Origin of the sequence: Streptomyces sp. BK340 (assembly GCF_007827595.1) — a bacterium.
Classification (GTDB): Bacteria; Actinomycetota; Actinomycetes; order Streptomycetales; family Streptomycetaceae; genus Streptomyces.
On the sequence record NZ_VISR01000019.1, the window covers coordinates 1 to 24,290 of the forward strand.

The 24,290-nt window shown below is 70.9% G+C and carries 21 protein-coding genes; 12 read left to right on the forward strand and 9 right to left on the reverse strand.

Annotated features, from left to right (window positions below; all coding sequences use genetic code 11):
* From FB157_RS28760 to glgB, 3 genes are all read left to right on the forward strand, one after another.
* A partial coding sequence (locus tag FB157_RS28760) for an alpha-glucosidase C-terminal domain-containing protein (RefSeq protein ID WP_186581723.1) occupies positions 1–317 on the forward strand: 317 nt, incomplete at its 5' end.
* 93 nt (positions 318–410) lie between these two features.
* Entirely contained in the window at positions 411–1,835 is a 1,425-nt protein-coding gene (locus FB157_RS28765) for a maltokinase N-terminal cap-like domain-containing protein (protein ID WP_186581724.1), read from the forward strand.
* A complete protein-coding gene (gene glgB / locus FB157_RS28770; protein WP_145883577.1) occupies positions 1,832–4,327 on the forward strand; it encodes a 1,4-alpha-glucan branching enzyme in 2,496 nt (831 codons plus the stop codon). The genes FB157_RS28765 and glgB overlap by 4 nt, the downstream gene beginning before the upstream one ends.
* 122 nt (positions 4,328–4,449) lie before the next feature.
* Here the strand turns inward: glgB and FB157_RS28775 are convergent, their stop codons facing one another.
* From FB157_RS28775 to FB157_RS28795, 5 genes are all read right to left on the reverse strand, one after another.
* Positions 4,450–4,929, reverse strand: coding sequence for a CAP domain-containing protein (locus FB157_RS28775; protein ID WP_145883578.1), 480 nt, complete (start codon positions 4,927–4,929; stop codon positions 4,450–4,452).
* A 239-nt stretch (positions 4,930–5,168) separates the two neighbouring features.
* The gene (locus FB157_RS28780; RefSeq protein ID WP_186581725.1) at positions 5,169–7,403 is read right to left on the reverse strand and encodes an AAA family ATPase; all 2,235 of its coding nucleotides are present in this window, start codon (positions 7,401–7,403) and stop codon (positions 5,169–5,171) included.
* 182 nt (positions 7,404–7,585) lie between these two features.
* A complete protein-coding gene (trxA, locus tag FB157_RS28785) occupies positions 7,586–7,942 on the reverse strand; it encodes a thioredoxin (RefSeq protein WP_145883579.1) in 357 nt (118 codons plus the stop codon).
* Positions 7,915–8,343: a MerR family transcriptional regulator gene (locus FB157_RS28790; RefSeq protein ID WP_145883580.1), complete on the reverse strand. Its 429-nt coding sequence runs from the start codon at positions 8,341–8,343 to the stop codon at positions 7,915–7,917. The genes trxA and FB157_RS28790 overlap by 28 nt, the downstream gene beginning before the upstream one ends.
* A gap of 29 nt (positions 8,344–8,372) precedes the next feature.
* Complete coding sequence (locus FB157_RS28795; protein WP_186581726.1) at positions 8,373–8,894, reverse strand: Lrp/AsnC family transcriptional regulator; 522 nt, start codon at positions 8,892–8,894, stop codon at positions 8,373–8,375.
* 45 nt (positions 8,895–8,939) lie between these two features.
* Between FB157_RS28795 and FB157_RS28800 the strand changes: the two genes are divergently transcribed.
* Positions 8,940–9,851 (forward strand): NAD-dependent epimerase/dehydratase family protein, encoded by a 912-nt coding sequence (locus tag FB157_RS28800; RefSeq protein ID WP_145883581.1) that lies wholly within the window; start codon positions 8,940–8,942, stop codon positions 9,849–9,851.
* A 1-nt stretch (position 9,852) separates the two neighbouring features.
* Positions 9,853–10,746 (forward strand): aldo/keto reductase, encoded by an 894-nt coding sequence (locus FB157_RS28805; RefSeq protein WP_145883582.1) that lies wholly within the window; start codon positions 9,853–9,855, stop codon positions 10,744–10,746.
* A 21-nt stretch (positions 10,747–10,767) separates the two neighbouring features.
* On the opposite strand, the gene FB157_RS28810 is transcribed toward FB157_RS28805, so the two are convergent.
* Both FB157_RS28810 and FB157_RS28815 read right to left on the reverse strand, forming a co-directional pair.
* On the reverse strand, positions 10,768–11,535 hold the full coding sequence (locus FB157_RS28810) for a DUF2127 domain-containing protein (RefSeq protein ID WP_145883583.1): 768 nt from the start codon (positions 11,533–11,535) through the stop codon (positions 10,768–10,770).
* A 100-nt stretch (positions 11,536–11,635) separates the two neighbouring features.
* Positions 11,636–13,327: an MFS transporter gene (locus tag FB157_RS28815; protein ID WP_145883584.1), complete on the reverse strand. Its 1,692-nt coding sequence runs from the start codon at positions 13,325–13,327 to the stop codon at positions 11,636–11,638.
* A 117-nt stretch (positions 13,328–13,444) separates the two neighbouring features.
* Between FB157_RS28815 and FB157_RS28820 the strand changes: the two genes are divergently transcribed.
* Entirely contained in the window at positions 13,445–14,068 is a 624-nt protein-coding gene (locus tag FB157_RS28820) for a TetR/AcrR family transcriptional regulator (RefSeq protein WP_145883585.1), read from the forward strand.
* A 206-nt stretch (positions 14,069–14,274) separates the two neighbouring features.
* On the opposite strand, the gene FB157_RS28825 is transcribed toward FB157_RS28820, so the two are convergent.
* Positions 14,275–15,663, reverse strand: coding sequence for a cation:dicarboxylate symporter family transporter (locus FB157_RS28825; protein WP_145883586.1), 1,389 nt, complete (start codon positions 15,661–15,663; stop codon positions 14,275–14,277).
* Between the two features lie 151 nt (positions 15,664–15,814).
* On the opposite strand from FB157_RS28825, the gene FB157_RS28830 reads away from it, so the two are divergent.
* Complete coding sequence (locus FB157_RS28830; protein WP_145883587.1) at positions 15,815–17,443, forward strand: sensor histidine kinase; 1,629 nt, start codon at positions 15,815–15,817, stop codon at positions 17,441–17,443.
* Positions 17,440–18,135 carry a response regulator gene (locus FB157_RS28835; protein ID WP_145883588.1) on the forward strand — a complete coding sequence of 232 codons (696 nt, stop codon included), beginning with the start codon at positions 17,440–17,442 and terminating at the stop codon, positions 18,133–18,135. The genes FB157_RS28830 and FB157_RS28835 overlap by 4 nt, the downstream gene beginning before the upstream one ends.
* A 379-nt stretch (positions 18,136–18,514) precedes the next feature.
* Here FB157_RS28835 and FB157_RS28840 read toward each other — a convergent pair whose 3' ends face one another.
* Positions 18,515–19,072, reverse strand: coding sequence for a hypothetical protein (locus tag FB157_RS28840; protein WP_145883589.1), 558 nt, complete (start codon positions 19,070–19,072; stop codon positions 18,515–18,517).
* Between the two features lie 33 nt (positions 19,073–19,105).
* On the opposite strand from FB157_RS28840, the gene FB157_RS28845 reads away from it, so the two are divergent.
* The 4 genes from FB157_RS28845 to FB157_RS28860 all read left to right on the forward strand — a co-directional run bounded on the left by FB157_RS28845 (position 19,106) and on the right by FB157_RS28860 (position 24,290).
* Positions 19,106–19,948, forward strand: coding sequence for a 5'-methylthioadenosine/S-adenosylhomocysteine nucleosidase (locus FB157_RS28845; protein ID WP_145883590.1), 843 nt, complete (start codon positions 19,106–19,108; stop codon positions 19,946–19,948).
* Positions 19,949–20,000: 52 nt separating this feature from the next.
* Entirely contained in the window at positions 20,001–21,992 is a 1,992-nt protein-coding gene (locus FB157_RS28850; protein WP_145883591.1) for a tetratricopeptide repeat protein, read from the forward strand.
* 70 nt (positions 21,993–22,062) lie between these two features.
* Positions 22,063–23,430, forward strand: coding sequence for an extracellular solute-binding protein (locus FB157_RS28855; protein ID WP_145883592.1), 1,368 nt, complete (start codon positions 22,063–22,065; stop codon positions 23,428–23,430).
* Positions 23,427–24,290 (forward strand): carbohydrate ABC transporter permease, encoded by an 864-nt coding sequence (locus tag FB157_RS28860; protein ID WP_145883593.1) that lies wholly within the window; start codon positions 23,427–23,429, stop codon positions 24,288–24,290. Before FB157_RS28855 ends, FB157_RS28860 begins: the two co-directional genes overlap by 4 nt.

The window sequence follows — 24,290 nt, forward strand, 5'->3', positions numbered from 1 at the left end:
TGATCGAGATCCGCAAGCAGAACCCCGCCTTCGGACTCGGCACCTACACCGAACTGCAGTCCTCCAACCCCGCCGTCCTCGCCTTCCTCCGCGAAGCCCCCTTGTCAGAGGAGGGAGGGGACGACCTGGTGCTGTGCGTGCACAACTTCTCCCGCTTCGCACAGCCCACGGAGCTGGACCTGAGGCGGTTCGGCGGGCGGCATCCGGTCGAGCTGTTCGGCGGGGTGCGGTTCCCGGCGATCGGTGAACTGCCCTACCTGCTGACCCTGGCGGGCCACGGCTTCTACTGGTTCCGGCTGCGCCGGGACGCCGCGTAGTCCGGCCGGGCGGGACGGCGGCCGGTTTCCGCCGTCCCGCCCGGGGCACCCATCAGTCACACCCCGACGATCCGGGGAAAGGACGTGACGCCCATGGCGGATACGGTCACCCCTTCCGGTACGACTCCCACTTCCGGTCGCCTCCTCGCCTCGCTCGAACCCCTGTTGCGCGAGTGGCTGCCCAGACAGCGCTGGTTCGCGGGCAAGGGCCGCCCGGTCACCGGGTTCACCCAGGTGGCGGCCACCGAACTACTGCCCCACGACGGTCGGCTGGGGCTCCACCACCTGCTCCTGCGCGCCCACCAGCCGCCCGTGCTCGGCGCCCCGGCGCACCCCGGAGACTGCTACCAGCTGCTGATAGGCGTGCGCGAGGCGCTGCCGCCCCGGCTGGCGCCCGCGCTCATCGGACATGTCACCGAGGGGCCGCTCGCCGGCCGCACGGTGTACGAGGCCCTGTACGACCCCCGGCCCGCCGACGTCCTCCTGGAGGCCCTGCGCACCCAGGCGCGCGTCGGCGGGCTTCGGTTCGAACGGGACCCGGACCAGGAGATCCGGGAGGGACTGGTGGCCCGTCCGATGACCGGCGAGCAGTCCAACTCGTCGATCGTCTACGGCGATACGTTCATCCTGAAGCTGTTGCGCCGAGTGGTCCCCGGCGTCAACCCCGATCTGGAGATACCGCGCGCCCTGGCCCGCGAGGGCTGCGCCCGGGTGCCCGCGCCGACGGCGTGGCTGCGGACCGAGCCCCCCGACGAGGCCGGCGCGTCGTACGTCCTGGCCGTGCTCCAGCCGTTCGTGAGCGGCGCCGCCGACGGCTGGGAGCTGGCACTGCGCGAGCTGTCCAAGGGCGAGGACTTCGCCGCCGAGGCCCGGGCGCTGGGCCGGGCCACCGCCGAGGTGCACACCGCCCTCGCCCACGCCCTGCCGACGGTCACCCTGGGCCATGCCCAGCTGCGGCTGCTGGTGGACGGCATGACCGAGCGGCTGACGGCCGCCGTCCAGGCGGTGCCGGCGCTCCGGCCGTACGAGCAGGGGCTGCGCTCCGCCTATGCGGCGCTGGACGACCTGGCCGCCGAGGGGCACACCTGGACCGCCCAGCGCATCCACGGCGACCTGCATCTCGGCCAGTGTCTGCGCTCGCCGTCCGGCGCCTGGTCGCTGATCGACTTCGAGGGCGAACCGGCCCGGCCGCTGGCCGAACGGCGCCTGCCGCAGCCGCCGGTGCGGGACATCGCCGGGATGCTGCGCTCCTTCGACTACGCCGCCCGCTCGGCCGGCCCGTCCGCACCGGGCTGGGCCGAGCGCTGCCGGGCCGCGTACTGCTCCGGTTACGCGGAGACGGCCGGCCGCGACCCGCGCACCGACCCCGTGCTGCTGCGGGCCTACGAGACCGACAAGGCCGTCTACGAAGTCGTCTACGAAGCCCGCCACCGCCCCGACTGGCTGCCCGTACCCCTTGCCGCGGTCCGCCGCCTCGCCACGTCCGACCCGACCCTCGCCCGGGAGACCCGTCCGTGACGTCCAAGAAGCCTGCCACCTCGAAGAACGACAAGTCCGGCACCAGCAAGGCCGAGCAGAGCAGAGAGGAGAAGAGCACGACCGAGCAGGCCAGGGCCCCGAAGAAGGCCGCGGCCAAGAAGACCGCAGCCAAGAAGGTCACGGCCAGAAAGGCCCCGGCGAAAACGGGCACGGCCAAAGCGGGCACGGCCAAGAGGACCGGTGCCGCCGGGAAGTCCGGTTCTGCCGCGAAGAGCGGTTCCGTCACCGTCCCGCGCGCCCGCAAGCCCGAACCGCCCGCCCGGGAGCGCCCTGCCGAGGTCGCCGTCTCCCCCGCGCTCGACGCCCACGACCGTGAGCGGCTGCTGCACGGCGTCCACCACGACCCGCACTCCGTCCTCGGCGCCCACCCGGTCCCGGGCGGGATCGCCTTCCGCGCCTTCCGGCCCTACGCGCAGGCGGTCACCGTGGTCTCCGGCGACCTGCGGGCCGACCTGCACGACGACGGGGACGGCTTCTTCTCCGGGCTGCTCCCGCTCTCCGAGGTCCCCGCCCACCGGCTGCTGGTGACGTACGACGGCACCGTCCACGAGACCGAGGACGCCTACCGTTTCCTGCCCACGCTCGGCGAACTGGACCTGCACCTGATCGGCGAGGGCCGGCACGAGCAGCTGTGGCGGGTGCTCGGCGCGCACGTCCTGACCCACCAGGGCGTGACCGGGACCCGGTTCTCGGTGTGGGCACCGAACGCGCGGGGTGTGCGCGTAGCGGGGAACTTCAACTTCTGGGACGCCGGCGGGCACGCGATGCGCTCGCTCGGCTCCTCGGGGGTGTGGGAGCTCTTCGTGCCCGGCATCGGCGAGGGCGAGCTGTACAAGTTCGAGATCACCCGCCCGGACGGCTCGCGCACCCTGCGGGCCGATCCGCTGGCCCGCCGTACCGAGGTCCCGCCCGCCACCTCGTCGGTCGTGCACGCCTCGCACCACGAGTGGGGCGACGCGGAGTGGATGGCCCACCGCGCCGACACCCCCGTGCACGAGGCACCGCTGTCCGTGTACGAGGTCCATCTGGCCTCCTGGCGTCCCGGCCTGACGTACCGCCAGCTGGCCGAACAACTCCCTGCCTACGTCACGGAGATGGGCTTCACGCACGTGGAGCTGATGCCGGTGGCCGAGCACCCCTTCGGCGGCTCCTGGGGCTACCAGGTCACCGGCTTCTACGCCCCGACGGCCCGGCTCGGCACCCCGGACGACTTCAAGTACCTGGTGGACCGGCTGCACCAGGCCGGCATCGGTGTCCTGATGGACTGGGTGCCGGCGCACTTCCCGCGGGACGACTGGGCGCTGGCCGAGTTCGACGGGCGCCCGCTGTACGAGCACCACGATCCGCTGCGGGCCGCGCACCCCGACTGGGGCACCCTGGAGTTCGACTTCGGCCGTCGCGAGGTGCGCAACTTCCTGGTGGCGAACGCCGTGTTCTGGTGCGAGGAGTTCCACATCGACGGGCTGCGGGTGGACGCCGTCGCCTCCATGCTCTACCTCGACTACTCGCGCGAGCCCGGCCAGTGGACGCCCAACGAGCACGGCGGCCGGGAGAACCTGGACGCGGTGGCCTTCCTGCAGGAGATGAACGCCACCGTCTACCGGCGCTGCCCCGGGGTGGTGACCATCGCGGAGGAGTCCACGGCCTGGGACGGGGTCACCCGCCCCACCCACCACAGGGGTCCGAGCGGCTTCGGCGGTCTGGGCTTCGGTCTGAAGTGGAACATGGGCTGGATGCACGACTCGCTCCAGTACATGAGCCACGACCCCGTCCACCGCAGGTACCACCACCACGAGATGACCTTCTCGATGGTGTACGCGTACAGCGAGAACTACGTGCTGCCGATCTCCCACGACGAGGTCGTGCACGGCAAGCGGTCCCTCGTCTCGAAGATGCCGGGCGACTGGTGGCAGCAGCGCGCGGGCCACCGCGCCTACCTCGGCTTCATGTGGGCCCACCCCGGCAAGCAACTGCTCTTCATGGGGCAGGAGTTCGCCCAGGGCGCCGAGTGGTCCGAGGCGCACGGCCCGGACTGGTGGCTGCTCGACCCGTCGTACGGCGCGGAGGCGGACCACCGGGGCGTCCGGGACCTGGTGCGCGACCTGAACGCCGGCTACCGCGCCGCCCCGGCCCTGTGGCAGCGCGACACCGATCCGGCGGGCTTCCAATGGCTCACGGGGGACGCGGCGGACGACAACGTCTTCGCGTTCCTGCGTCACGCCGCCGACGGCACCCCGCTGCTGGCCGTCTCCCATCTGGCCCCCGTGGTCCGCCACGACTACCGCATCGGCGTCCCCGAGGACGTCCCGGCCTGGCTGGAGGTCCTGAACACCGACGCGGCCCGCTACGGCGGCAGCGACGTGGTCCACCCCGACCCGGTCAAACCGGAGCCGCCGGGCGCCCACGGACGTCCGGCGAGCATCCGGCTCACCCTGCCTCCGCTGGCCACGGTATGGCTGCGGCCGGCCTAGGCCCTGTCGTCAAATTCCCGTCTGCCCCACGACGCCTGGCACGCACTCTCGCCGCACCGGGCGCCGCGAGGCCGCCCTTCGGGCGACGACGGGAATTTGACGACAGGACCTAGCGGGCCGCGTCACCCGGGCGACGCGAAGACCTGGACGGCGTAGTCGCCGCTGACGGCGACGCCGGTGTCCTTGAAGCTGCAGTTCACGATGTTGCCGCGGTGGCCCGAGCTGTTCATCCAGCCGTCGACGATCGTCTTGGCGTCCGTGGTCCCCCAGGACATGTTCTCCGCCGACGGCCCCGCGTTGTAGCCGGCGTCCTTGATGCGCTGGGTGTAACTGGAGCCGTCGGAACCGGTGTGGTTGGTCAGGTGGTTCTTGCTCGCGTCGTCCGCGAACGTCTGGGCGGCCTTGGTCAGCTGTGCGTTCTCCTGCAGGGCGGGACAGTTGGCCTTGGACCGCTCGGCGTTGATCAGCTGCAGGATCTCGCCGGACGAGGCGGCGGGGGCGAGGGTCACCGCGGCCCCGGCGCCGGCCGCTCCGGCGAACAGCAGGGGGGCCGCGCAGGCGGCGGCGCACAGACGGCGTATGAGTGTGGTCGTGGTCCGCATGGAAATGCCTTCGTTCGGAAGTGGCGGCGAGAAATCCCCCCGGAACTCCGTGAGATGTGTGAAGGGTTCGCGCGGTGGCACGGACACGGCAAGCGAGCGCCCGCAGAACCCTGGGTCACCGGCGGTTCCTCGGAAGGTGCCCGGCGCCTGCGCTCGTACCTGTCCACCGTACGCCCGTCACGGTGGACCCACGAGTCCGGCGGCCGGGACACCACCTGTCACCTCCCGCTGTCTGCGCGTTACCCGAAGGCCTCGGCCAGCGCCTTCGGCAACCCCTTCGTGTGCACCACGCCCAGTCGCTGCGTGGCCCTGGTCAGGGCCACGTACAGGTCGCTGGTGCCGTACCGCCTGGGTTCGACCACCAGGACGGAGTCGAATTCGAGCCCCTTGGACTGGCGCGGGTCGAGCAGGACGACCTTCCGCGTCAGGTCGGGTTCGGCACCCGCGGTGACGCCGTCCAGCCGGACCGTCAGCCGGCGGTGCAGTTCACGCGGGGCGATCACCGCCAACCGTCCCTCCACCGGGGTCAGTTCGGCGACGGCCTCGGCCACCGCGCCGGGCAGATCGTCGCCCGCGTCCCACACCCGGGGCCGTACCCCCGTGGAGCGGACCGAGCCCGGGGGCTCGAACTCCGGGTTCTCGGCGCGGACCACGGCCGCGGCCAGGTCCATGACCTCGGACGGGGTGCGGTAGTTGACGCCCAGCCGGGTGTGCTCCCAGCGGTCCTCGACATACGGCTCGAGGATGTCGGCCCAGGAGCCGACACCCGCCGGCTCCGCCGTCTGGGCCGGATCACCGACCAGGGTCATCGAGCGGGTGGGGCTGCGCCGCATGAGCAGCCGCCACGCCATCGGCGACAGCTCCTGTGCCTCGTCGACGATGATGTGCCCGAACGCCCAGGTCCGGTCGGCCGCGGCCCGCTCGGCGGCGCTGCGGTGGTCCGCCTCCTCGTGGCGCTCGGCGAACCGCTCGGCGTCGATGATGTCGTGGGCGGACAGGACCTCGGAGGCTTCGGGGTCACCGTCCTCCTTGTCCTCGAACTCGTAGGTGCGGGAGGCGTAGGAGACGTCGAGCACGCCCTGCGCGTAGGCCACCTGTGTCTCCCGCTCGCGCTCCGCCCGCGCCCGCGCCCACCGCTCGTCCACGCCGAGCAGCTCGGCCGCCTCGTCCAGCAGCGGTACGTCCGACACGGTCCATTCCCGGGTCACCGGCCGGCGGATGGCGGCCGCGTCGTCGTCGGAGACGTAGCCCATCGGGTCGGCCAGGAAGTCCGCGACCAGGCGCTGCGGCGTCAGGCGCGGCCACAGCTGGTCGATGGCCGCCCAGACCTCGGGGTTCTCGGCCAGCTCGTCGCGGATCTGGGTGACGTCGGAGGCGTCCAGCAGGCTGCTGCCGTCGTACGGGTCGGTGCCCACGCGCTCGGCGTACAGCTCGGTGAGTGTGTTGAGGATGTGGCCCTCGAAGTACTCCCGGGCCACGTTGTGCGGCAGCTTGGCGGCGCGGGTGCGCTCGCGGGCGACCTTCACCAGGCCGTCGTCGAGCATCAGGATCTCGCGGTCGTGCTCGATCGCGATCACCGGATCGGGCAGCGACTGCCAGTCCTGCACGACCTCGGCGAGTACGGCCGCCATGTCGGCGCGGCCCTTCACCGCGGCCGCTTCCCGGCCGTCGGCCGCCGTCGCCCGCACACCGGGGAACAGCTCGCCGACGGTGGCCAGCAGCACTCCGGTCTCGCCGAGGGAGGGCAGCACCTCACCGATGTAGCCGAGGAAGGCCGGGTTGGGTCCGACGATGAGGACCGCACGGCGGGCCAGCAGCTCCCGGTGTTCGTAGAGGAGGTACGCCGCCCGGTGCAGCGCGACCGCCGTCTTGCCGGTGCCGGGGCCGCCCTCGACGACCAGCACCCCGCGGTGCGGCGCCCGGATGATGCGGTCCTGGTCGGCCTGGATGGTCTGCACGATGTCGCCCATCCGGCCGGTGCGCGCCGAGTTGAGCGCGGCCAGCAGCACGGCGTCCCCGGTCGGATCCTCGTGACCGGTGCGGGTGGCGTCGCCGAGGTCCAGGATCTCGTCGTGCAGCGAGGTCACCGTCCGGTCCTGGGTGGCGATGTGCCGGCGGCGGCGCAGGCCCATCGGGGTGTGACCGGTGGCCAGATAGAAGGGCCGGGCGACGTCGGCCCGCCAGTCGATGAGGACGGGTGTGTGTTCTGCGTCGTCCTCGCGCAGCCCGATCCGGCCGATGTGGTGGACCGTGCCGTCGGCCAGGTCGATCCGGCCGAAGCAGAGCGAGCCGTCGACGGCGTTCAGCGCGGCGAGCAGGCCCGAGCGCTCGGCGACCAGGATGTCCCGCTCCAGCCGGGCCTGCATGGGCTTGTCGCCCTGGGCGAGCGCGTCCGCGACCGAGGTCTCGGCCTCGCCGAGCAGCACGTCCACGCGCGCGTACAGTCCGTCGATGAATTCCTGTTCGTGGCGCAATTCATCGTCTGGAAATTCGGTGTTTGACAATTCCGCTCCCGCCCGGATATACTGTGCTCACTGAACTTCTCCGCGACCATTCCGAATTGAAGTCGCGAACCACTGAATATACGCACAGAAATCCCCCGAGCGCAATTGCTCGGGGGATTTTTCGTGGCCCGTCCCGCTTTACCGCCCTGGCGTCACAGCACGTCGCCCAGCTCCTCCAGCAGCCGCCGCTTGGGCCGGGCCCCCACCATCGACCGCACCGGCTCACCGTCCCGGAAGACCATGAGGGTCGGCGTGGACAGCACGCCGTATGCGACCGTCGTCTGCGGATTGCGGTCCACGTCCAGCTGGACGATCTTCAGCCGGTCGCCCTCCTCGAAGGCGATGTCCTTCAGCACGGGCGCCAACTGCCGGCACGGCCCGCACCAGTCGGCGGTGAACTGCACCAGCACCGGAAGGTCCGCGCCGATCACCTCCGCCGCGAAGTCCGCGTCCGTCACCTCGGCCAGTCCGCTCACCAAACTCACCGCGTCAGCCCTCCCAGTTCGCATGCCGGTTCCGGACCTCCCGGAACCCGCGCCTCGGCGGCCAGCTCGTCCCGGGCCTCCTCGGCCCGCCGCAACTGCCCCGCGACCTGCTCCCGCACCGCCGTCAGCTGTCCGATGAGCGCGTCCAGCTCGTCCAGCTTGCGCCGGTAGACCACGAGGGACGCCGGGCAGGAGTCGCCCTCCGGGTGCCCGGACCGCAGGCAGTCCACGAACGGCCGCGTCTCCTCCAGGTCGAACCCGAAGTCCTGCAGCGTCCGGATCTGCCGGAGCAGCCTGACGTCGGCCTCGTCGTAGGTGCGGTGTCCCTTGTCGTCGCGCCGGGCGGGCAGCAGCCCCCGTGCCTCGTAGTAGCGCAGGGTGCGGGTGGTGGTCCCGGCCCGTGCGGCCAGCTCGCCGATTCGCATGTCCACGACCGTAGGTGTTGACGTCGGCGTCAAGGCAAGACGGGCGGCAGCAGCGGCTTCCGGCGCACCGGTGAGGACAGCACGATCGAGGTCGTCGTACGGCCCAGCGCCGAGGTCTGCTCCAGGACGTCCTCCAGGTGCACGGTGTCGGTCACGGCGACCTTGAGGATCCAGCAGTCCTCCCCGACGACGTGGTGCACCTCGGTGATCTCCGGGCGGTCGAGCAGTTCCAGGGTCCTCGGGTGCTTGAGGGTGTAGCCGCCGTGCGGGTTGACCCGGATGAAGGCCTGGATGCCGTAGCCGAGGCGGGCTGCCGCGACCTGCGCGCCGTACCCCTCGACCACCCCGGCCGCCTCCAGCCGGCGCACCCTCTCGGCGACGGCCGCCGGGCTCAGGCTGATCCGCCGGCCCAGCTCGCTGAGCTTGATCCGGCCGTCGGTCTGGAGCAGTTCGAGAAGCTGCCGGTCCACCGCGTCGAAGGCCAGTGGTGTTTCGTTGGTGACGGCCCGCAGATGCCGTTGTTCTTTCGGTGCGGTGACCGTATCTCCCATGTCTCCCCCTTCAGGAACGGATGTGTGGCCCGGAGAATTATGGCCATGCGAAAGGCACGAGAGGTACTGGTCATCGGCGGCAACCGCTATTTCGGCAAGCGGCTGATCGCCCGTCTGCTGGCGGCCGGCGACCGGGTCACGGTCCTGAATCGGGGTTCGTCCGCACCACCGCCGGGTGCGGTGCATCTGGTGGCCGACCGCGACGACGAGAAGGCCCTGGCCGAGGCCGTCGGCACCCGCGTGTTCGACGTCGTCATCGACCAGGTCTGCTACACCCCGCGCCAGGCGGCCGTCGCCCGGCGCGTCCTCGCCGGACACACCGGCCGCTACGTGATGACCTCGACGGTCGAGGTGTACGAGCACGAGGACTCCGCGGAACTGGTGCCGGAGCGCGCGGTGGACCCGGCGACGGTGGCCGTGGACCTGGAACTGCCGTGGGACGAACCCGGGTTCCTGGAGTCCCATTACGGCGAGGGCAAGCGGCAGGCGGAGGCGGTGTTCACGACGGACCCCGCGTTCCCGTTCGTGTCCGTCCGGGTGGCCCACGTCCTCGGCGGCGACGACGACTTCACCGGCCGCCTCCAGCACTACGCCGACCGCGTCCGCTCCGGCGCCCCCGTCGCCGTACCACCGGTCACGCACCCGGCGACGTACATCCATGTCGAGGAGATCGCGGACTTCCTGTACTGGGCGGCCGGAGAGGACTTCACGGGCCCGGTGAACGCCGCCTCCCACGGCCTGCTGGCACTGGAGGAGCTGACGACGGCCGTGGCGGCAGAGCTACCCGGCGGCGCGCCGGTGTTCGAGGTGACCGAGACCGGCGAGGTCTCCCCCTTCGCCTTCCGCCGCCGCTACGGCATGGACAACTCCCGGGCCACGCGGCTCGGTTTCACCTTCGGTGACGTACGGCAGTGGCTGCCGAAGGCCGTCGCCGAGACTCTCGGAGAGGACGGCTGACGTGCGGTACCGCACCCTTGGCGGACTGAAGGTGAGCGCGGTCGGGCTCGGTGCCATGCCGCTGTCGATCGAGGGCCGGCCGGACGAGCGGCGCGCCCTGGACACGGTGCACGCGGCCCTCGACGCCGGCGTGACCCTGCTGGACACGGCCGACTCCTACCACCTGCCGGGCCAGGACCCCGGCCACAACGAGCTCCTCCTCGCCCGCGCCCTCGCGGCCTACGGCGGTGACACCGACGGCGTGCTCGTGGCCACCAAGGGCGGCCGGGGCCGCCCCGCCGACGGCAGCTGGACGGTGACGGGCTCGCCCCGGCACCTCAAGGCGGCCGCCGAGGCCTCCCTGCAGCGGCTCGGTGTCGAGGCGATCGGTCTCTACCAACTGCACAAGCCCGACCCGGCCGTGCCGTTCGAGGACTCCGTCGGCGCCCTGCGCGACCTGCTGGACGAGGGCAAGATCCGCCTGGCCGGCCTCTCCAACGTGACCACGGACCAGATACACCGCGCCCGCGCGATCCTCGGCGACCGGCTGGCGTCGGTCCAGAACCGCTACTCCCCCGAGATCCGCGACAGCGAGGCCGAGTTGCGGCTGTGCGCGGAGCTGGGGCTGGCGTTCCTGCCCTGGAGCCCGCTGGGCGGGATCTCGCGCAGCTCTCTGGACGGGCCGTCGGTGCTGGAGGGCGGCGCACGCTTCGCGGCGTTCCACGAGGTGGCCCGGGAACGCGGGGCGAGCCCCCAGCAGGTCGCCCTCGCCTGGCTGCTGTCCCGCTCCCCGGCCGTGGTCCCGATCCCGGGCGCGAGCCGCCCGGAGACGGCCCGGAACTCGGCCGGGGCGGCGGACCTGGTACTGGGCGAAGAGGAGCTGACCCGGCTGACGCGGTCCACACGGACGCGGTGAATCCCCGGTGCGGGGGTCGGCTCAGCCGACGCCCACCCCGGCCGACTCCTCCACCTCCATGAGGGACGCGCTGTGCCGCTCCTCCTCGAACTTCCTGCGACCGCCGCGCAGCCCGAACAGGCGCTTGGCCAGCGCGATGTAGAGGACCGCGAGGATGTTGAGGACGAGGGTGGAGATCTTCAACCAGCTGATGTGCTCGGTGAGTTCGTAGATCTCCAGCGGGAGGAAGGCGGCGGTGGCCACCACCGTCAGATACTCCGCCCAGCGCTTGGCGTACCAGAGGCCGACCGCCTCGACCAGCTCGACCACCGCGTACGCGAGGAGCAGGGCCGCGACCAGCATCAGCGTGGAGTGCTTGTAGCCGAAGGCCTTCTGGATGGAGCCGACGACCGGTGAGTGGTCGAGGTCGTAGTGGAAGTGCCGGAACACCGGCCGGAAGACGTCCAGGTAGTTGTTGAAGAGCTTCCGTACCGCGTCCTGGCTGTTGCTGAACTTCCACACCGCGACCGCGACCAGCACGATGAACACCCCGCGCACCGCCCGCTCGATCGCGAGGAAGCGCAGGATGAACAGGTCCCGCAGCACCTTCCCGCGCGCCACCAGCGGTGCCTCGTCGGCCGGCCCCGAGCCGTGTGGCTCGCCCAGCACGAAGTCCCCGCAGCGCAGGCAGCGCCACACGTCGCCGAGCGCGGTCTGCGCGTGCAGCCGTACCCGCAGCCGGGGGTCATCGGGCGCGTAGGTCACATGCCCCTTCCGCGCGCAGGTCCGCCGGTCCCAGTCGATCTTCATCCCCCGTGCCTCCATGCTCGTTCGGGAACACGCACGAACGTGCCGTTCCGGTTCCGGCACGGCACGCTAGTGGACGCGGGGGAGAAGACGCCGTGCGGGGTCAGCCGGCTGCGCTCTCCGCCAGTTCCTGCTCCTCGGCATTCTGCTCCGCCACGGCGGCCTCGTCCTGTACGGCGGACTCGTGGCGCGGCAGCAGCACCGCCACCAGGAGCGTGCCGATGCCGAGGACCACCGCGCCGATCAGGCTGGTGTGGGCGACGGCGTCGGAGAAGGCGGAGCCGACCGCGTCGGCCATCCGGTGGGCGCCGGAGGCGAGCTGCCGGGCCTGCTGCTCGAGCTGGGCGGCCTGCTGCGGGTCGCTCGTCCGTGCGGCCTGCGCGGCCAGCTGGTGCGCCTTGCCGCCGATGCCCTGCGCGACGGCGTACCCGGCGCCGACGGAGTCCTGTGCGGTCGCGAGGGCGCCCGCCGGGAGCTTGCTGCCGGCGGTGGCGTCGGCGAGGTGGTCGCCGTACGAGGTGGCGAGCAGGGAGCCGAGGATCGCGATGCCGAGCGAGCCGCCGAGCTCCAGCGAGGTGTCGTTGACCGCGCCGCCGACGCCCAGCTCGGACTCCGGGAAGGCACCCATGATCGCGTCGGTGCAGGGCGAGAGGGCGAGGCCGATGGCGAGGCCCAGGATGATCAGCGGGGCCAGGAAGTCGGTGTACGCCGAGCCCGCGTCGACCCGCGTGAGCAGTGCCAGGGCCGTCGTACCGCCGACCATGCCCGCGGTGACGGTGAGCCTCATGCCGACGCGCGGGGTGAGCCAGCCGGTGAGGGCCGAGCCGACGAAGACCGCGCCGGCCAGCGGCAGCATGCGCACGCCGGTCTCCAGGGCGTCGTAGCCGAGGACGAACTGCAGGTGCTGGGTCAGGTAGTAGAAGGCGCCGAAGACCGCGAGGAAGAACAGGGCGACGGCGAGGTTGGAGCCGGCGAAGCGGCGGTCGGTGAAGCGGCGCACGTCCAGGATGGGGCGGGGGTGGCGCAGCTCCCAGGCGACGAAGGCGACCAGGCCCAGGCCCGCGAGGACGGCGGCGCTGACGGCCTTGGTGCCCCAGCCGAAGTGCGGCCCTTCGATGATCATGTAGACCAGCGATCCGGTCCAGATCACCGACAGCAGTCCGCCGACGTAGTCGATGCGGTCGTGGTGCCCGGCCTTGGACGGCGGTACGAGGACGAGGGCGCCGATGATCGCCAGCACGGCGACGGGCACGTTGATCAGGAAGGTCGAGGACCAGCCGTGGTCGCGCAGCAGGGCGCCCGCGACCACGGGTCCGGCGGCGATGGCGAGCCCGGCGGTGGCGGTCCACAGCGTGATGGCCTTGGCGCGCTCGGCGCGCGGGAAGGTCGCGGCGAGGAGGGAGAGCGTGGCGGGCATGATCAGCGCGGCGCCGACACCCATCACGGCGCGGGCCGCGATGACCGCGGTGGAGCTGTCGGCGAGGTAGCCGGCGACCGCTCCGCCGCCGAAGACGACGAGGCCGAGGACGAGGGCGCCGCGGCGGCTGTACTTGTCGCCGATCGCGCCGAGCAGCAGCATCAGCGCGGCGTACGGGACGGTGTAGCCGTCGATCACCCACTGCAGGTCGGCGCTGGACAGACCGAGGTCCCGGGTCATGTCGGGGGCCGCGACCGTGAGGGCGGTGTTGGCCATCACGATGATCAGCAGGCTCAGGCAGAGCACGAGGAGTGCCCACCAGCGCCGGGCGTAGGGCCGGTCCGTCCTTTCGACCGGTTCGTTCATGACGAGTCGCATGGCAGGGGTCGCCTTCCTCGGTGCGCGACGGGAATTGCACAGCGGCGTGCAATTGCACAACCGTGTGCAATGTACGCCGTTGCACAGCACTGTGCAAGTCAAGGAGGGGCGTGCAGAATGACTGCCATGACCACGGGTAACTCCAGCCGCGCCGACGCCAACCGGCGCCGCATCCTCGACGTCGCCCTCGCCGAGCTGCTGCGCGACCCCGACGCCTCGATGGACCAGATCGCGCGCGCCGCGGGGGTCGTACGACGGACCGTGTACGGGCACTTCCCGAGCCGTGAGGCGCTGATCAGCACGCTCGTCGACGAAGCGGTGCAGGCGCTGGCGGAGGCGGACGCGGGGGCCCGCGCGGGGGTGGCCGACCCGGCTCGGGCAGTGGCCCGGTCGGTGCTCGCGATCTGGGAGATCGCCGACCGCTACCGGCTGCTGGTCGCCCTGGCCCAGCGCACGGTCACCGTGCAGGGCATCCGCGAACGCCTCGCACCCCTGCGCGAGAACAAGGTACAGCTGCTCCAACGCGGCCTGGACGAAGGCGTCTTCAGCTCCCCGCTGCCCGCACCGGCCCTCGCGTACGTGCATGAGCAGATGCTGTTCGCGGTCACGGAGGCGGTGAACGACGGCCTGGTGACGGCCGAGGAGGCGGGCCGCTCGGCCACGGTCACCGTACTGACCGCGGCGGGCGTACCCGCCTCCGCGGCCGCCGAGCTGGTGGCCGAGGTGAGCGCGGAGTCGTAGACCCCGGATGAGCTGGAAGCCGGGCGGCCGGGTGAACGGGGGCGACCCAGCCGCCCGGCGGCGGTTCCCGGACGCCCGGCCCGGGTTCAGGCCGGGCCGGACGTCCGGAGCATGGGGGGCGTTTCGCGCCCCTTGGGGGCGCGGGGAACTGCGCGACCAGCCCCCACCGGCCCGCGGATACGGAACCGGCTCGCCCAGCGGAGCGCTTACGCCTTGGCCAGCTCCTTCTCCCCGTCCTCACGGGGCTCGGGAAGGTCCTTGACCGCGGCCTGGTGCTCGTCCAGCAGGGTCGTCTCGTCGAACGGCAGCTCACCCGCGAGGACCTGCCTGACCCGCGCCTTGTCGATCTCCTTCGTCCACGTGCCGACCAGCACCGTCGCCACCGCGTTGCCCGCGAAGTTGGTCAGCGCACGCGCCTCGCTCATGAAGCGGTCGATGCCGACGATCAGGCCGACGCCGTCGACCAGGGCGGGCTTGTGCGACTGGAGCCCGCCGGCCAGCGTGGCCAGACCCGCACCGCTGACGCCCGCCGCGCCCTTGGAGGCCAGCAGCAGGAAGAGCAGCAGCGGGATCTGCTCGCCGATGGACATCGGGGTGCCCAGGGCGTCGGCGATGTAGAGGGACGCCATGGTCATGTAGATCATGGTGCCGTCGAGGTTGAAGGAGTAGCCGGTCGGCACGGTGATGCCGACGACCGGCTTGCTGACGCCCAGGTGCTCCATCTTCGCGATGAGCCGCGGCAGCGCGGACTCGGAGGACGAGGTCGACAGGATCAGCAGGAACTCGCGGGCGAGGTACTTGAAGAGTGTGAAGATGTTCAGCCCCGCGACGATCCGCAGCAGCGCGCCGAGCACGATGAAGACGAACAGGAAGCAGGTCACGTAGAACCCGAGCATCAGCACGGCGAGGCTCTTCAGCGCGTCCAGACCCGCGGAGCCGACGACGGCCGCGATGGCACCGAAGGCACCGATCGGCGCGGCCCACATGACCATGGACAGGATGCGGAAGACCAGCCGCTGGATGTGCTCGACGCCCCGCAGCACCGGCTGCCCGACCGGCCCCATGGCCTGCAGCGCGAACCCGGCGAGCAGCGCGACCAGCAGGGTCTGCAGCACCTGGCCCTCGGTGAACGCGGACACGAAGGTCATGGGAATGATCGACAGGACGAAGTCGACCGGCGGCAGCGCGTCCGGGGACACCTGGTCGTGCCCGGTCGCCTTGATGGCGTTGGTGATGTGCAGCCCGTCACCCGGGTGCAGCACGTTGCCGACGACGAGGCCGATGGCCAGCGCGACCAGCGACATCACGAGGAAGTAGCCGAGGGCGATACCGCCGACAGCGCCGACCTTCGCGGCCTTCCGTACGGAACCGATGCCGAGCACGATCGTGCAGAAGATGATCGGCGAGATCATCATCTTGATCAGGTTCACGAAGCCGGTGCCCAGCGGCTTCAGCTCGACTCCGGCATCGGGCCAGATGAGCCCCACGGCGATACCGAGAGCGACCGCCACGATGACGGCGATGTACAGGTAGTGGGTCCGGTCCCGCTTCACGCGGGGTGCGGCAGGTGCCGTATCGGGGGAACTGGCGGCCACGGCTGCCCTCCTTGACGTCTTCGTCGGCATCACCGGCGTGCGGCTCACGTCCGGGGGTTGTGGGGGATGCCGTGACTATCTCCCGGTCTGTGAGGGCGGTCACCCTTCCGTTCATTTAGTTCATGCTTGACCCGAGGGGCACACTGCTGACATGCGCTTCCCGCCCCTCCCCCGCCCGCGCAGCCTGGCCGGCCAGCTGTTCGCCATGCAGGCCGTGCTGATAGCGGTGGTCGTGGCCGGGTACGCGCTGTTCACCTACGTCAGCGACGAACGGCAGGCCGAGGACGCGGCGGCCCGCCACGCCACGGCCGTGGCCCGCTCGATCGCGGACTCCCCCTCCGTCCGCACGGCGATCCACACCCCCGATCCGACCAAGGACCTCCAGCCCTACGCGCTGCAGGTCATGCGCGACGCGAACGTCGACTTCGTGACGATCATGACCCCGTCCGGCATCCGCTGGACCCACCCCGACGAGAAGCAGATCGGCAAGCACTTCCTCGGCCGCATCGGCCCCGCCCAGCACGGCCGCACCTTCACCGAGACCTACACCGGAACCCTCGGCGCGTCCGTCCGCGCGGTCACCCCGGTGGAGGAGAACGGCCGGGTCATCGGCCTGGTCAGCGCCGGCATCAAGGTCGAGGCGATCAGCGAACGGGTCCGGGGCCAGGTCGCGGCCCTGCTCGGGGTGGCCGGTGTCGCACTGCTGCTGGGCGCCGTCGGCACGTACGTGGTCAACGCCCGTCTGCGCCGCCACACCCACGGCATGAACGCGGCCGAGCTGAGCCGGATGCACGACTACCACCAGGCGGCACTGCACGCGGTCCGCGAGGGGCTGCTGATGCTGGACGGGCAGTTCAGGGTGGCGCTGATCAACGACGGCGGCCGGGAGCTGCTCGGGGTCGGCGACGAGGAGGACGTGATCGGCAGCTCGGTGGCCGGCCTCGGGCTGCCCGCTCCGCTGACCGGGGCGCTGCTGTCGTCGGAGCCGCGTGTGGACGAGGTGCACCTGACGGCGTCCCGGGTGTTGGTGGTGAACACCTCACCGGTGTCGGGGGGAGAGCGGCGCGGGACGGTGGCGACGCTCAGGGATGTCACGGAACTCCAGTCCCTCATGGGCGAGTTGGACTCGGAGCGGGGCTTCACACAGGCCCTGCGCTCGCAGGCCCACGAGGCGGCGAACCGCCTCCACACGGTCGTCTCGCTGATCGAGCTGGGCCGGGCGCAGGAGGCCGTGGACTTCGCGACGGCGGAACTGGAGCTGGCCCAGGCCCTCACCGACCAGGTGGTGGCCGCCGTGAGCGAGCCGGTGCTGGCCGCCCTGCTGCTGGGCAAGACGGCCCAGGCGAACGAGCGGGGCGTCGAGCTGGTGGTGTCGCCGGACAGCCGGCTGGACGACGGCGTGCTCCCCGCCGAGCTGTCGCCCCGGGACCTGGTCACCGTCCTCGGCAACCTGATCGACAACGCGGTCGACGCGGCCCAGGGCAGTGTCTTGGCACGGGTGACCGTGACGGCGTACGCCTCGGCCGCCGAACTGGTGCTGCGCGTGTCCGACACGGGACCTGGTGTCGACCCCGCCCATGCCGACCTGGTATTCCAACGGGGGTTCACGACGAAGCCGGCGGGACCCGGCGGGCGGGGCCTCGGCCTGGCCCTGGTCCGGCAGGCGGTGACCCGCCTCGACGGAACGTTGACGGTGGCGGAGTCCGACGAGGAAGGGGCGGGCGGAGCGGTGTTCGAGGTGCGGTTGCCGTTGCGCACATCGGTGGGTGACGGCGGATGACGGGTTCGGTTCCGCAACCCATTCGGGTCCTCGTCGTCGAGGACGACCCGGTGGCCGCGGACGCACATGTGATGTACGTCGGCCGGGTGCCGGGTTTCGTAGCGGTGGGCAAGGCGCACACGGGCGCGGAGGCGCGCCGCTTCCTGGACCGCACGCCCGTGGACCTGCTCCTGCTGGACCTGCACCTGCCGGATGTGCACGGGCTGCAGTTGGCGCGGTCGCTGCGGGCGGCGGGGCATCAAGCGGACGTGATAGCGGTGACGTCGGCGCGCGATCTGGCGGTGGTGCGGGAAGGGGTCTCGCTCGGGGTCGTCCAGTACGTCCTGAAGCCGTTCACGTTCGCGACGCTGCGGGACCGCCTGGTGCGGTACGCCGAGTTCCATGCGGCGGTGGGGGAGGCGAGCGGGCAGGACGAGGTGGACCGGGCGTTGGCATCGCTGCGTGCGCCTTCGCCTGCGGCGCTGCCGAAGGGGTTGAGCGGGCCGACGCTGGAACGGGTCACCGGGGTGCTTCGGGAGGCGTCGCAGGGGCTTACGGCGGCGGGGGTCGCGGAGGCGGTCGGGATTTCGCGGATCACCGCGCGGCGGTACCTGGAGCACCTTGTGGAGGCGGGGCGGGCTGGGCGGAGTCCGTTGTACGGGCAGGTGGGGAGGCCGGAGCTGGTTTATCGGTGGGCGCCGCAGGGGCGGTGAGGGCTTCGGCGCGGGCTCGGGCTCGGGTGGCTTCGGCCGGGGCGTTCCCCCGGGTGCAGGCGCCGGCAGCCTGGAGCCAGTGTGCGCGGGCGTAAACGGGGCTGTGGGCTTCGGCCAGGTTGCTCAGGGCACGGCCTGCCCCGTACCAATCCTCGAACTCTCGGAAGACCTTGAGGGCCCTACTGGACGCCTCGATCACTTCCTCCGTCCGACCCGCCACTCGCAGGGCGACGCCGAGGTTGCCCCACGCCATGGCCTCGCGACGGCGGTCTCCGACGGCCCGGAACAGGTCACGGGGGCGCCGGCGCCTGCTGCCGGTACTCCGCCTTCCCTGTGACGGGCCCGTAGAAGGCCCCGCCATGGAAGCCGACGTGATCGCTCATCCCTCAGTGCCCCTCACCCCGAACGGCACGGCGTACTGAACGATGTACACCCCCAGCCCGACCACCGAGACCGCCTCCAGCACGGACAGCACCACCAACCCCGCCGAGAGGTCATCCCCCGCCCAGTACACGACGAGCGCACTCAGCGGCACGACACAGAAGGCCAGCAGGTCGATCACACACTGCGCGATCTTCCGCGAGACCCGTCGCGCGTCCCCTCGGTGGGCGACCTCCCACTTGAAGACATCGCCCCCCTCCACCTGGACCATCTCGGCGAGCCGGGGCCCCAGTTCCCCCCGCACATAGGCCCCGATGGCCGAGATCTTCTGGTCATTGACGAGATACGTCCACCCGAGCACGACACACACCGGCGGCAGCGCCAGCAGCATCGCGGCCTGCTTGGCCTGCGCGGCGGCGGCGATCACGGCGGCCACGACGGTGAGGGTGACGTACAGCAGATTGTCCCGGAACCCGATCCGCGTCTTCTGCTCGTCCTTGATCGTCTGGTACTCGGTGAGGAGCAACTGCCCCACCGTAACGTCCCGTTCTGCCACTCGTGCCCCTTCCCCCGGCAGTACCTTAAGAGTGTGCCGCAGACGAAGCCGACTGTTCTGATCCTGACCGCACTGGCGCTGGAGTACACAGCCGTGCGCTCGTACATCGAGGACCGCGAGGAACGCGTCCACCCGAAGGGAACCCGCGTCGAGATCGGCAGGCTCCCCGACAGCCCCTGGCAGGTCGCGGTCGGCGAGTTGGGCGTGGGCGCCGAGCGTGCCGCGGCGCTCGCGACGCAGCTCATCGAGTGGCTGCAGCCACAGGCCGTGTTCTTCGTGGGGGTGGCCGGCAGTCTGAAGGACGACATCGCCATCGGTGATGTCGTGGTCGGCACCCAGGTGTACGAGATCCACGGCGGCAAGCAGACGGACAAGGGCTTCCAGGTGCGCCCCAAGGCCCTGCCCAGCTCCCACGCCCTGGAACAGGCGGCCCGGTCGGCGGCGCGGGACCTGGAGGGCGTGGAGGTGCACTTCGCGCCGATCGCCACCGGCGACGTGGTGCTGGCCGACGCGGAGTCCGACATCGCACGGCACATCGAGTCGCACTACAACGACGCCGGGGCGATCGAGATGGAGGGATCGGGCGCGGCCAACGCCGCCCACTTCAGCGGACAGCTGGACGCCCTCGTCATCCGGGGCATCAGCGACCGCGCGGACGCGAACAAGCGCAAGGCCGACGCCGGCGGCTCGCAGAAGCGGGCAGCGGCACAGGCGGCTTCGGTGACGGTGGCGGTACTGCGCAAGCATCTGCCTCGCGACGGGGGTTCCGACGGCTCCGAGGAGGGACCTCAAGGGGGATACGGGGGCGACCACATCGACTTCCGGGGCGGTACCTTTCACGGGCCCGTCATCGGCAAGCAGACCGGAAACCGGTAGGGGCCCGGTACCCCGCGCGAGCGCCACGCTGCCGCCCCGGCCCATCGGCTTCATGGGCCGAGAGGACGAGCTGCGCCGCCTGCTTCCCTTGCTCGCCCCTGCACCGGAAGGCGCCGGGACGCCCATCCTGATCTCGGCGCTCGCCGGCATGGGCGGCATCGGCAAGACCGCGCTCGCGATCGAGGCAGCACACCGGGCGTGCGCGCAGGGTTGGTTCCCGGGCGGGACGCTGTTCGTGGACCTGCGCGGCTACGACGACAACCCGGTCACCGCCGACCAGGCGGTCCTGGCCCTGCTCGACGCGCTTGGCGTGCAGGGTGCGGATCTGCCCACGACGTCGGCACGTCAGTACGACGTGTACGGTGACCGCCTCACCGGCCGTGCCCGGACACTGCTCGTCCTCGACAACGCGTCGGACCCGGAACAGTTCCGCGAGCTGCTGCCCGGCGCCGACCACCACAGGGTCCTGATCACCTCACGAGACCGCCAGGACACCCTGCCCATCCGGCACGTCGACCTTGAAACGCTGGACCCGGCCGACTCGGTGGCCCTTCTGACCCGCGCGCTGCACAACGCCGACGAGCGCGACGACCGACCGGAGCGGGAGCCGTCAGCACTGTACGAACTCGCTTCCCTGTGCGGCCACTTGCCCATGGCGCTGCAGATCGCCGCCGCGATGCTCCGGCGCCGCCGCCTGCGGGACATCGCCTCGCTGGTGACAGAGATCAGGACGGCCGGGGACCCGACCCGGGTTCTGGACAACGGCAGCCCCGGCACGGATCTGTACGGCCGGTCCTTGGCCCTGCGTCCGGTGCTGGAGACGTCGTACCGCCGGTTGCCGTCCGAACAGGCCCGGCTGCTGCGCCTGCTCGCCCTCGCCCCCGGCGAGGACGCGCGTACGGAAACCGCTGCCGCGTTGGCAGACCTGACCGAGGATGCCGCGCTGCGTCTGCTGGAGGACCTGGCCGCCACCTATCTCGTGACCCCGGTGCGGGGAACCTCCACGATTCGATGGCGGCTGCATGACCTGGTCCGGTCGTTCGGGGCAGGAGTGGCGGACGGCAACGCCAGGCTGCGTGAGGAGGCCGAGGCGGCACGGGAACGGCTGCTGTCCTTCTACTGGCGGTGGGCCGATGCAGCCGACGACCGGCTCCACTGGCTGCCCGGCAGGAAAGAGCCGGAGGGGTTCGCGGACCGGGCACAGGCGCTGACGTGGCTGGACGAGGAACGAGCAGGACTGGTGGGCGCAGTGCAGTGGGCGCGGGAGAAGCGGTACGCGGCACTGGCGGGGAGACTGGCCGCGTGCCTGACCGAGTACCTGGACTGGCGGCGATATTTCGACGACTGGCTCACTGTGGCCGAGGCCGCCCTGGAAGCCGCCGGTCACACCGGTAACCGCGCTGCCGAGGCGGGCGCTTGGCTCAGCCTGGGTAACGCCCTGCTGGAGACCGAACGAACGCAGGAGACCATTGCGGCCTTCACGCGAGCTCGCGACCTCTACCAGGCCGAGGGCGAACAGCGCGGGGAGGCCGGCGCCTGGGGCGGTCTCGGTCTTGCTCTGCAGAACACGGACGCAGCAGAGCAGGCCATCGATGCACATACGCACGCACGCGAGTTGCTCCGAGCCATCGGCGAACGTCGCGACGAGGCCATGGAAACCAACAACCTTGGCCTCGCTCTCCGGTTTGCCGGCCGACCGTACGAGGCGGTGGAGGCTCATGCCCGGGCTCGTGATCTGTTCCAGGCCGAGAAGGACCGCTACCTGGAGGCCACCGCGTGGAACAACCTGGGCCTGGCCCTCGAAGCCACGGATCAGATGGCAGAGGCCATCGCGGCGTTCGAGGTGTCACTGCGCATCAAGCGGGAGTTCGGGCACTGGTACGAAATCGGCAAGACGGCCAACAACTTGGCCATCGCGTACAAGTCCGCCGGCCTCCTCGCTCAGGCCCGCACCCACTACCTCGAGGCCGCTGACGCATACGCCCAAGCAGACGCCCCCGCCGAAGCCACCAACGCCCAATCCGCCGCAGACGCATTGACCTGACTAGACCACTCCTCTTACGTTCACACGGCAGCCATCCCCGCGCCACCACCCAGTGCGTTCGCAGGAGGTCATGCCCGTGCGCCCCACCGCCACCGCCCTCGCAGCACTCACCCTCGCCGCAACCGCCCTCACCGCCTGCGGCAACGGTTCCGGCAGCAGCCCGAACACCATCAAGGTCTCCTTCAAGCAGTCGACGGACAACTCCATCAAGGTGATGGACACCTACCTCGCCGGCATCAAGAAGCAGTTCGAGAAGAAGTACCCCGGCAAGAAGGTGGAGCTGGTCCCCATCAAGGCGCCGGACTCGGAGTACTACACCAAGCTGCAGCAGATGCTCCGCTCCCCCAGGACCGCCCCGGACCTGGTGTACGAGGACACCTTCCTCATCAACTCGGACATCACGAGCGGGTACTTGAAGCCCCTCGACCCGTACCTCGCCAAGTGGCCGGACTGGCGGCAGTTCATCGACACGGCGAAGAGCGCGGCGAAGGGCGAGGACGGGAAGACGTACGGCGTGCCCGACGGCACCGACACCCGGGGCCTGTGGTTCGACAGGCGCGTCTTCCGCAAAGCCGGTCTCCCCACCGACTGGCAGCCCAAGACCTGGGACGACGTCCTCAGCGCCGCGCGCACCATCAAGCAGAAGGTCCCCGGCGTCACCCCGCTCAACGTCTACACCGGCAAGCCGGCGGGCGAGCGGGCCACCATGCAGGGGTTCGAGATGCTCCTGTACGGCACCGGCGACGGGACGTCGGACCCCCTGTACGACAGCGGCAGCAAGAAGTGGATCGCCGGGAGCCAGGGGTTCAAGGACTCGCTGAAGTTCGTCGAGACCGTGTACAAGGAGAAGCTCGGCCCCGACGTCTCCGACGCGCTCGATCCGAACTTCGCCACCACCGTCAACGGCGAGCTCCTCCCCCAGGGCAGGCTCGGCATCGACCTCGACGGCTCCTGGCTCCCGCAGGCCTGGCTGCCGGGCAGCGGGCACGAGTGGAAGGGCTGGGCCGGGCAACTGGGGCTCGCGTACATGCCCACCCAGCACGGCCAGGCCCCGGGGAAGGTGAGCATGTCCGGCGGCTGGACCTGGGCCGTCCCGGCCAAGGCCGCCCATCCGGACCTCGCCTTCGACTTCATCAGGACCATGCAGACGAAGGACAACGCCCGGAAGTGGTACATCGCCAACTCCGGTATCGCGGTGCGCAAGGATGTGGCGAGCGACCCGGCGTACGCCACCGCCCAGCCCGGCATCAAGTTCTTCACCGACCTCGTGGCCAGCACCCACTACCGGCCCGCCTACCCCGCGTACCCGAAGGTGTCGACCGCCGTCCAGGACGCCATGGAGGGGGTCAGCACCGGTGATCAGTCCGTGGAGAAGGCGGCCGGCGGTTACGACGCGACGCTCAAGGACGTCACCGGCGACCAAGTGATCCAGAAGTGAGGCGCCGGCACCCGGTCACCCGCGCCCTTCCCCTCACCCCCGCCCTGATCCTCCTGCTTCTCTTCCTCGCCGGCCCCATCGCCTACTGCGTCTACATCGCCTTCACCGACCTCCAGCTGACCGGCCAGGCCCACTCCTCCTTCGTCGGCCTCGACAACTTCCGCAGGGCCTTCCACGACGACGCGTTCCTCAACGCGGTGTGGCTGACACTGGTGTTCACGGTGCTGTCCTCGCTCGTCGGGCAGAACACCCTGGGCCTCGCTCTCGCGGCGCTGATGAAACGGGCCTCCAAGCCCGTGCGCACCATCACCGGCGCGGTCGTGATCACCGCCTGGGTACTGCCGGAGGTCGTCGCCGGGTTCCTGCTCTACGCCTTCTTCCGGCGCGAGGGCACCTTGAACGCCATCCTCCACTACCTCCATCTGCCCTCGCAGAACTGGCTGTTCACCCTTCCCGTCCTCGCCGTCTCCTTCGCCAACGTCTGGCGCGGTACGGCGTTCTCGATGCTCGTCTACTCGGCCGCGCTCGACGAGATACCGAGCGAGATCAGCGAGGCCGCGGAAGTGGACGGTGCGGGCGGATGGCGGCGCATGTGGCACATCACCCTGCCGATGATCCGGCGTTCCATCGGGACCAACCTCATGCTCAACACCCTGCAGACGCTCTCCGTGTTCGGGCTGATCTGGGTGATGACCAGGGGCGGGCCCGGCGACAGGAGCCAGACCCTGCCGCTGTTCATGTACGAACAGGCCTTCCAGAACAGCATGATCGGGTACGGCACCGCCGTCGCCCTGCTCCTGCTGCTCGTGGGCTCCCTGTTCTCCGTCGTCTATCTGCGTCTGCTGCGGACGGAGGTGTAG

Coding starts and splice junctions, on each gene's coding strand:
- FB157_RS28765 (WP_186581724.1), top strand. CDS start 411: ATGGCGGATACGGTCACCCCTTCCGGTACGACTCCCACTTCCGGTCGC.
- FB157_RS28775 (WP_145883578.1), bottom strand. CDS start 4,929: ATGCGGACCACGACCACACTCATACGCCGTCTGTGCGCCGCCGCCTGC.
- trxA (WP_145883579.1), bottom strand. CDS start 7,942: ATGCGAACTGGGAGGGCTGACGCGGTGAGTTTGGTGAGCGGACTGGCC.
- FB157_RS28790 (WP_145883580.1), bottom strand. CDS start 8,343: ATGCGAATCGGCGAGCTGGCCGCACGGGCCGGGACCACCACCCGCACC.
- FB157_RS28795 (WP_186581726.1), bottom strand. CDS start 8,894: ATGGGAGATACGGTCACCGCACCGAAAGAACAACGGCATCTGCGGGCC.
- FB157_RS28800 (WP_145883581.1), top strand. CDS start 8,940: ATGCGAAAGGCACGAGAGGTACTGGTCATCGGCGGCAACCGCTATTTC.
- FB157_RS28810 (WP_145883583.1), bottom strand. CDS start 11,535: ATGAAGATCGACTGGGACCGGCGGACCTGCGCGCGGAAGGGGCATGTG.
- FB157_RS28815 (WP_145883584.1), bottom strand. CDS start 13,327: ATGCGACTCGTCATGAACGAACCGGTCGAAAGGACGGACCGGCCCTAC.
- FB157_RS28820 (WP_145883585.1), top strand. CDS start 13,445: ATGACTGCCATGACCACGGGTAACTCCAGCCGCGCCGACGCCAACCGG.
- FB157_RS28830 (WP_145883587.1), top strand. CDS start 15,815: ATGCGCTTCCCGCCCCTCCCCCGCCCGCGCAGCCTGGCCGGCCAGCTG.
- FB157_RS28835 (WP_145883588.1), top strand. CDS start 17,440: ATGACGGGTTCGGTTCCGCAACCCATTCGGGTCCTCGTCGTCGAGGAC.
- FB157_RS28850 (WP_145883591.1), top strand. CDS start 20,001: ATGGGCCGAGAGGACGAGCTGCGCCGCCTGCTTCCCTTGCTCGCCCCT.
- FB157_RS28855 (WP_145883592.1), top strand. CDS start 22,063: ATGCCCGTGCGCCCCACCGCCACCGCCCTCGCAGCACTCACCCTCGCC.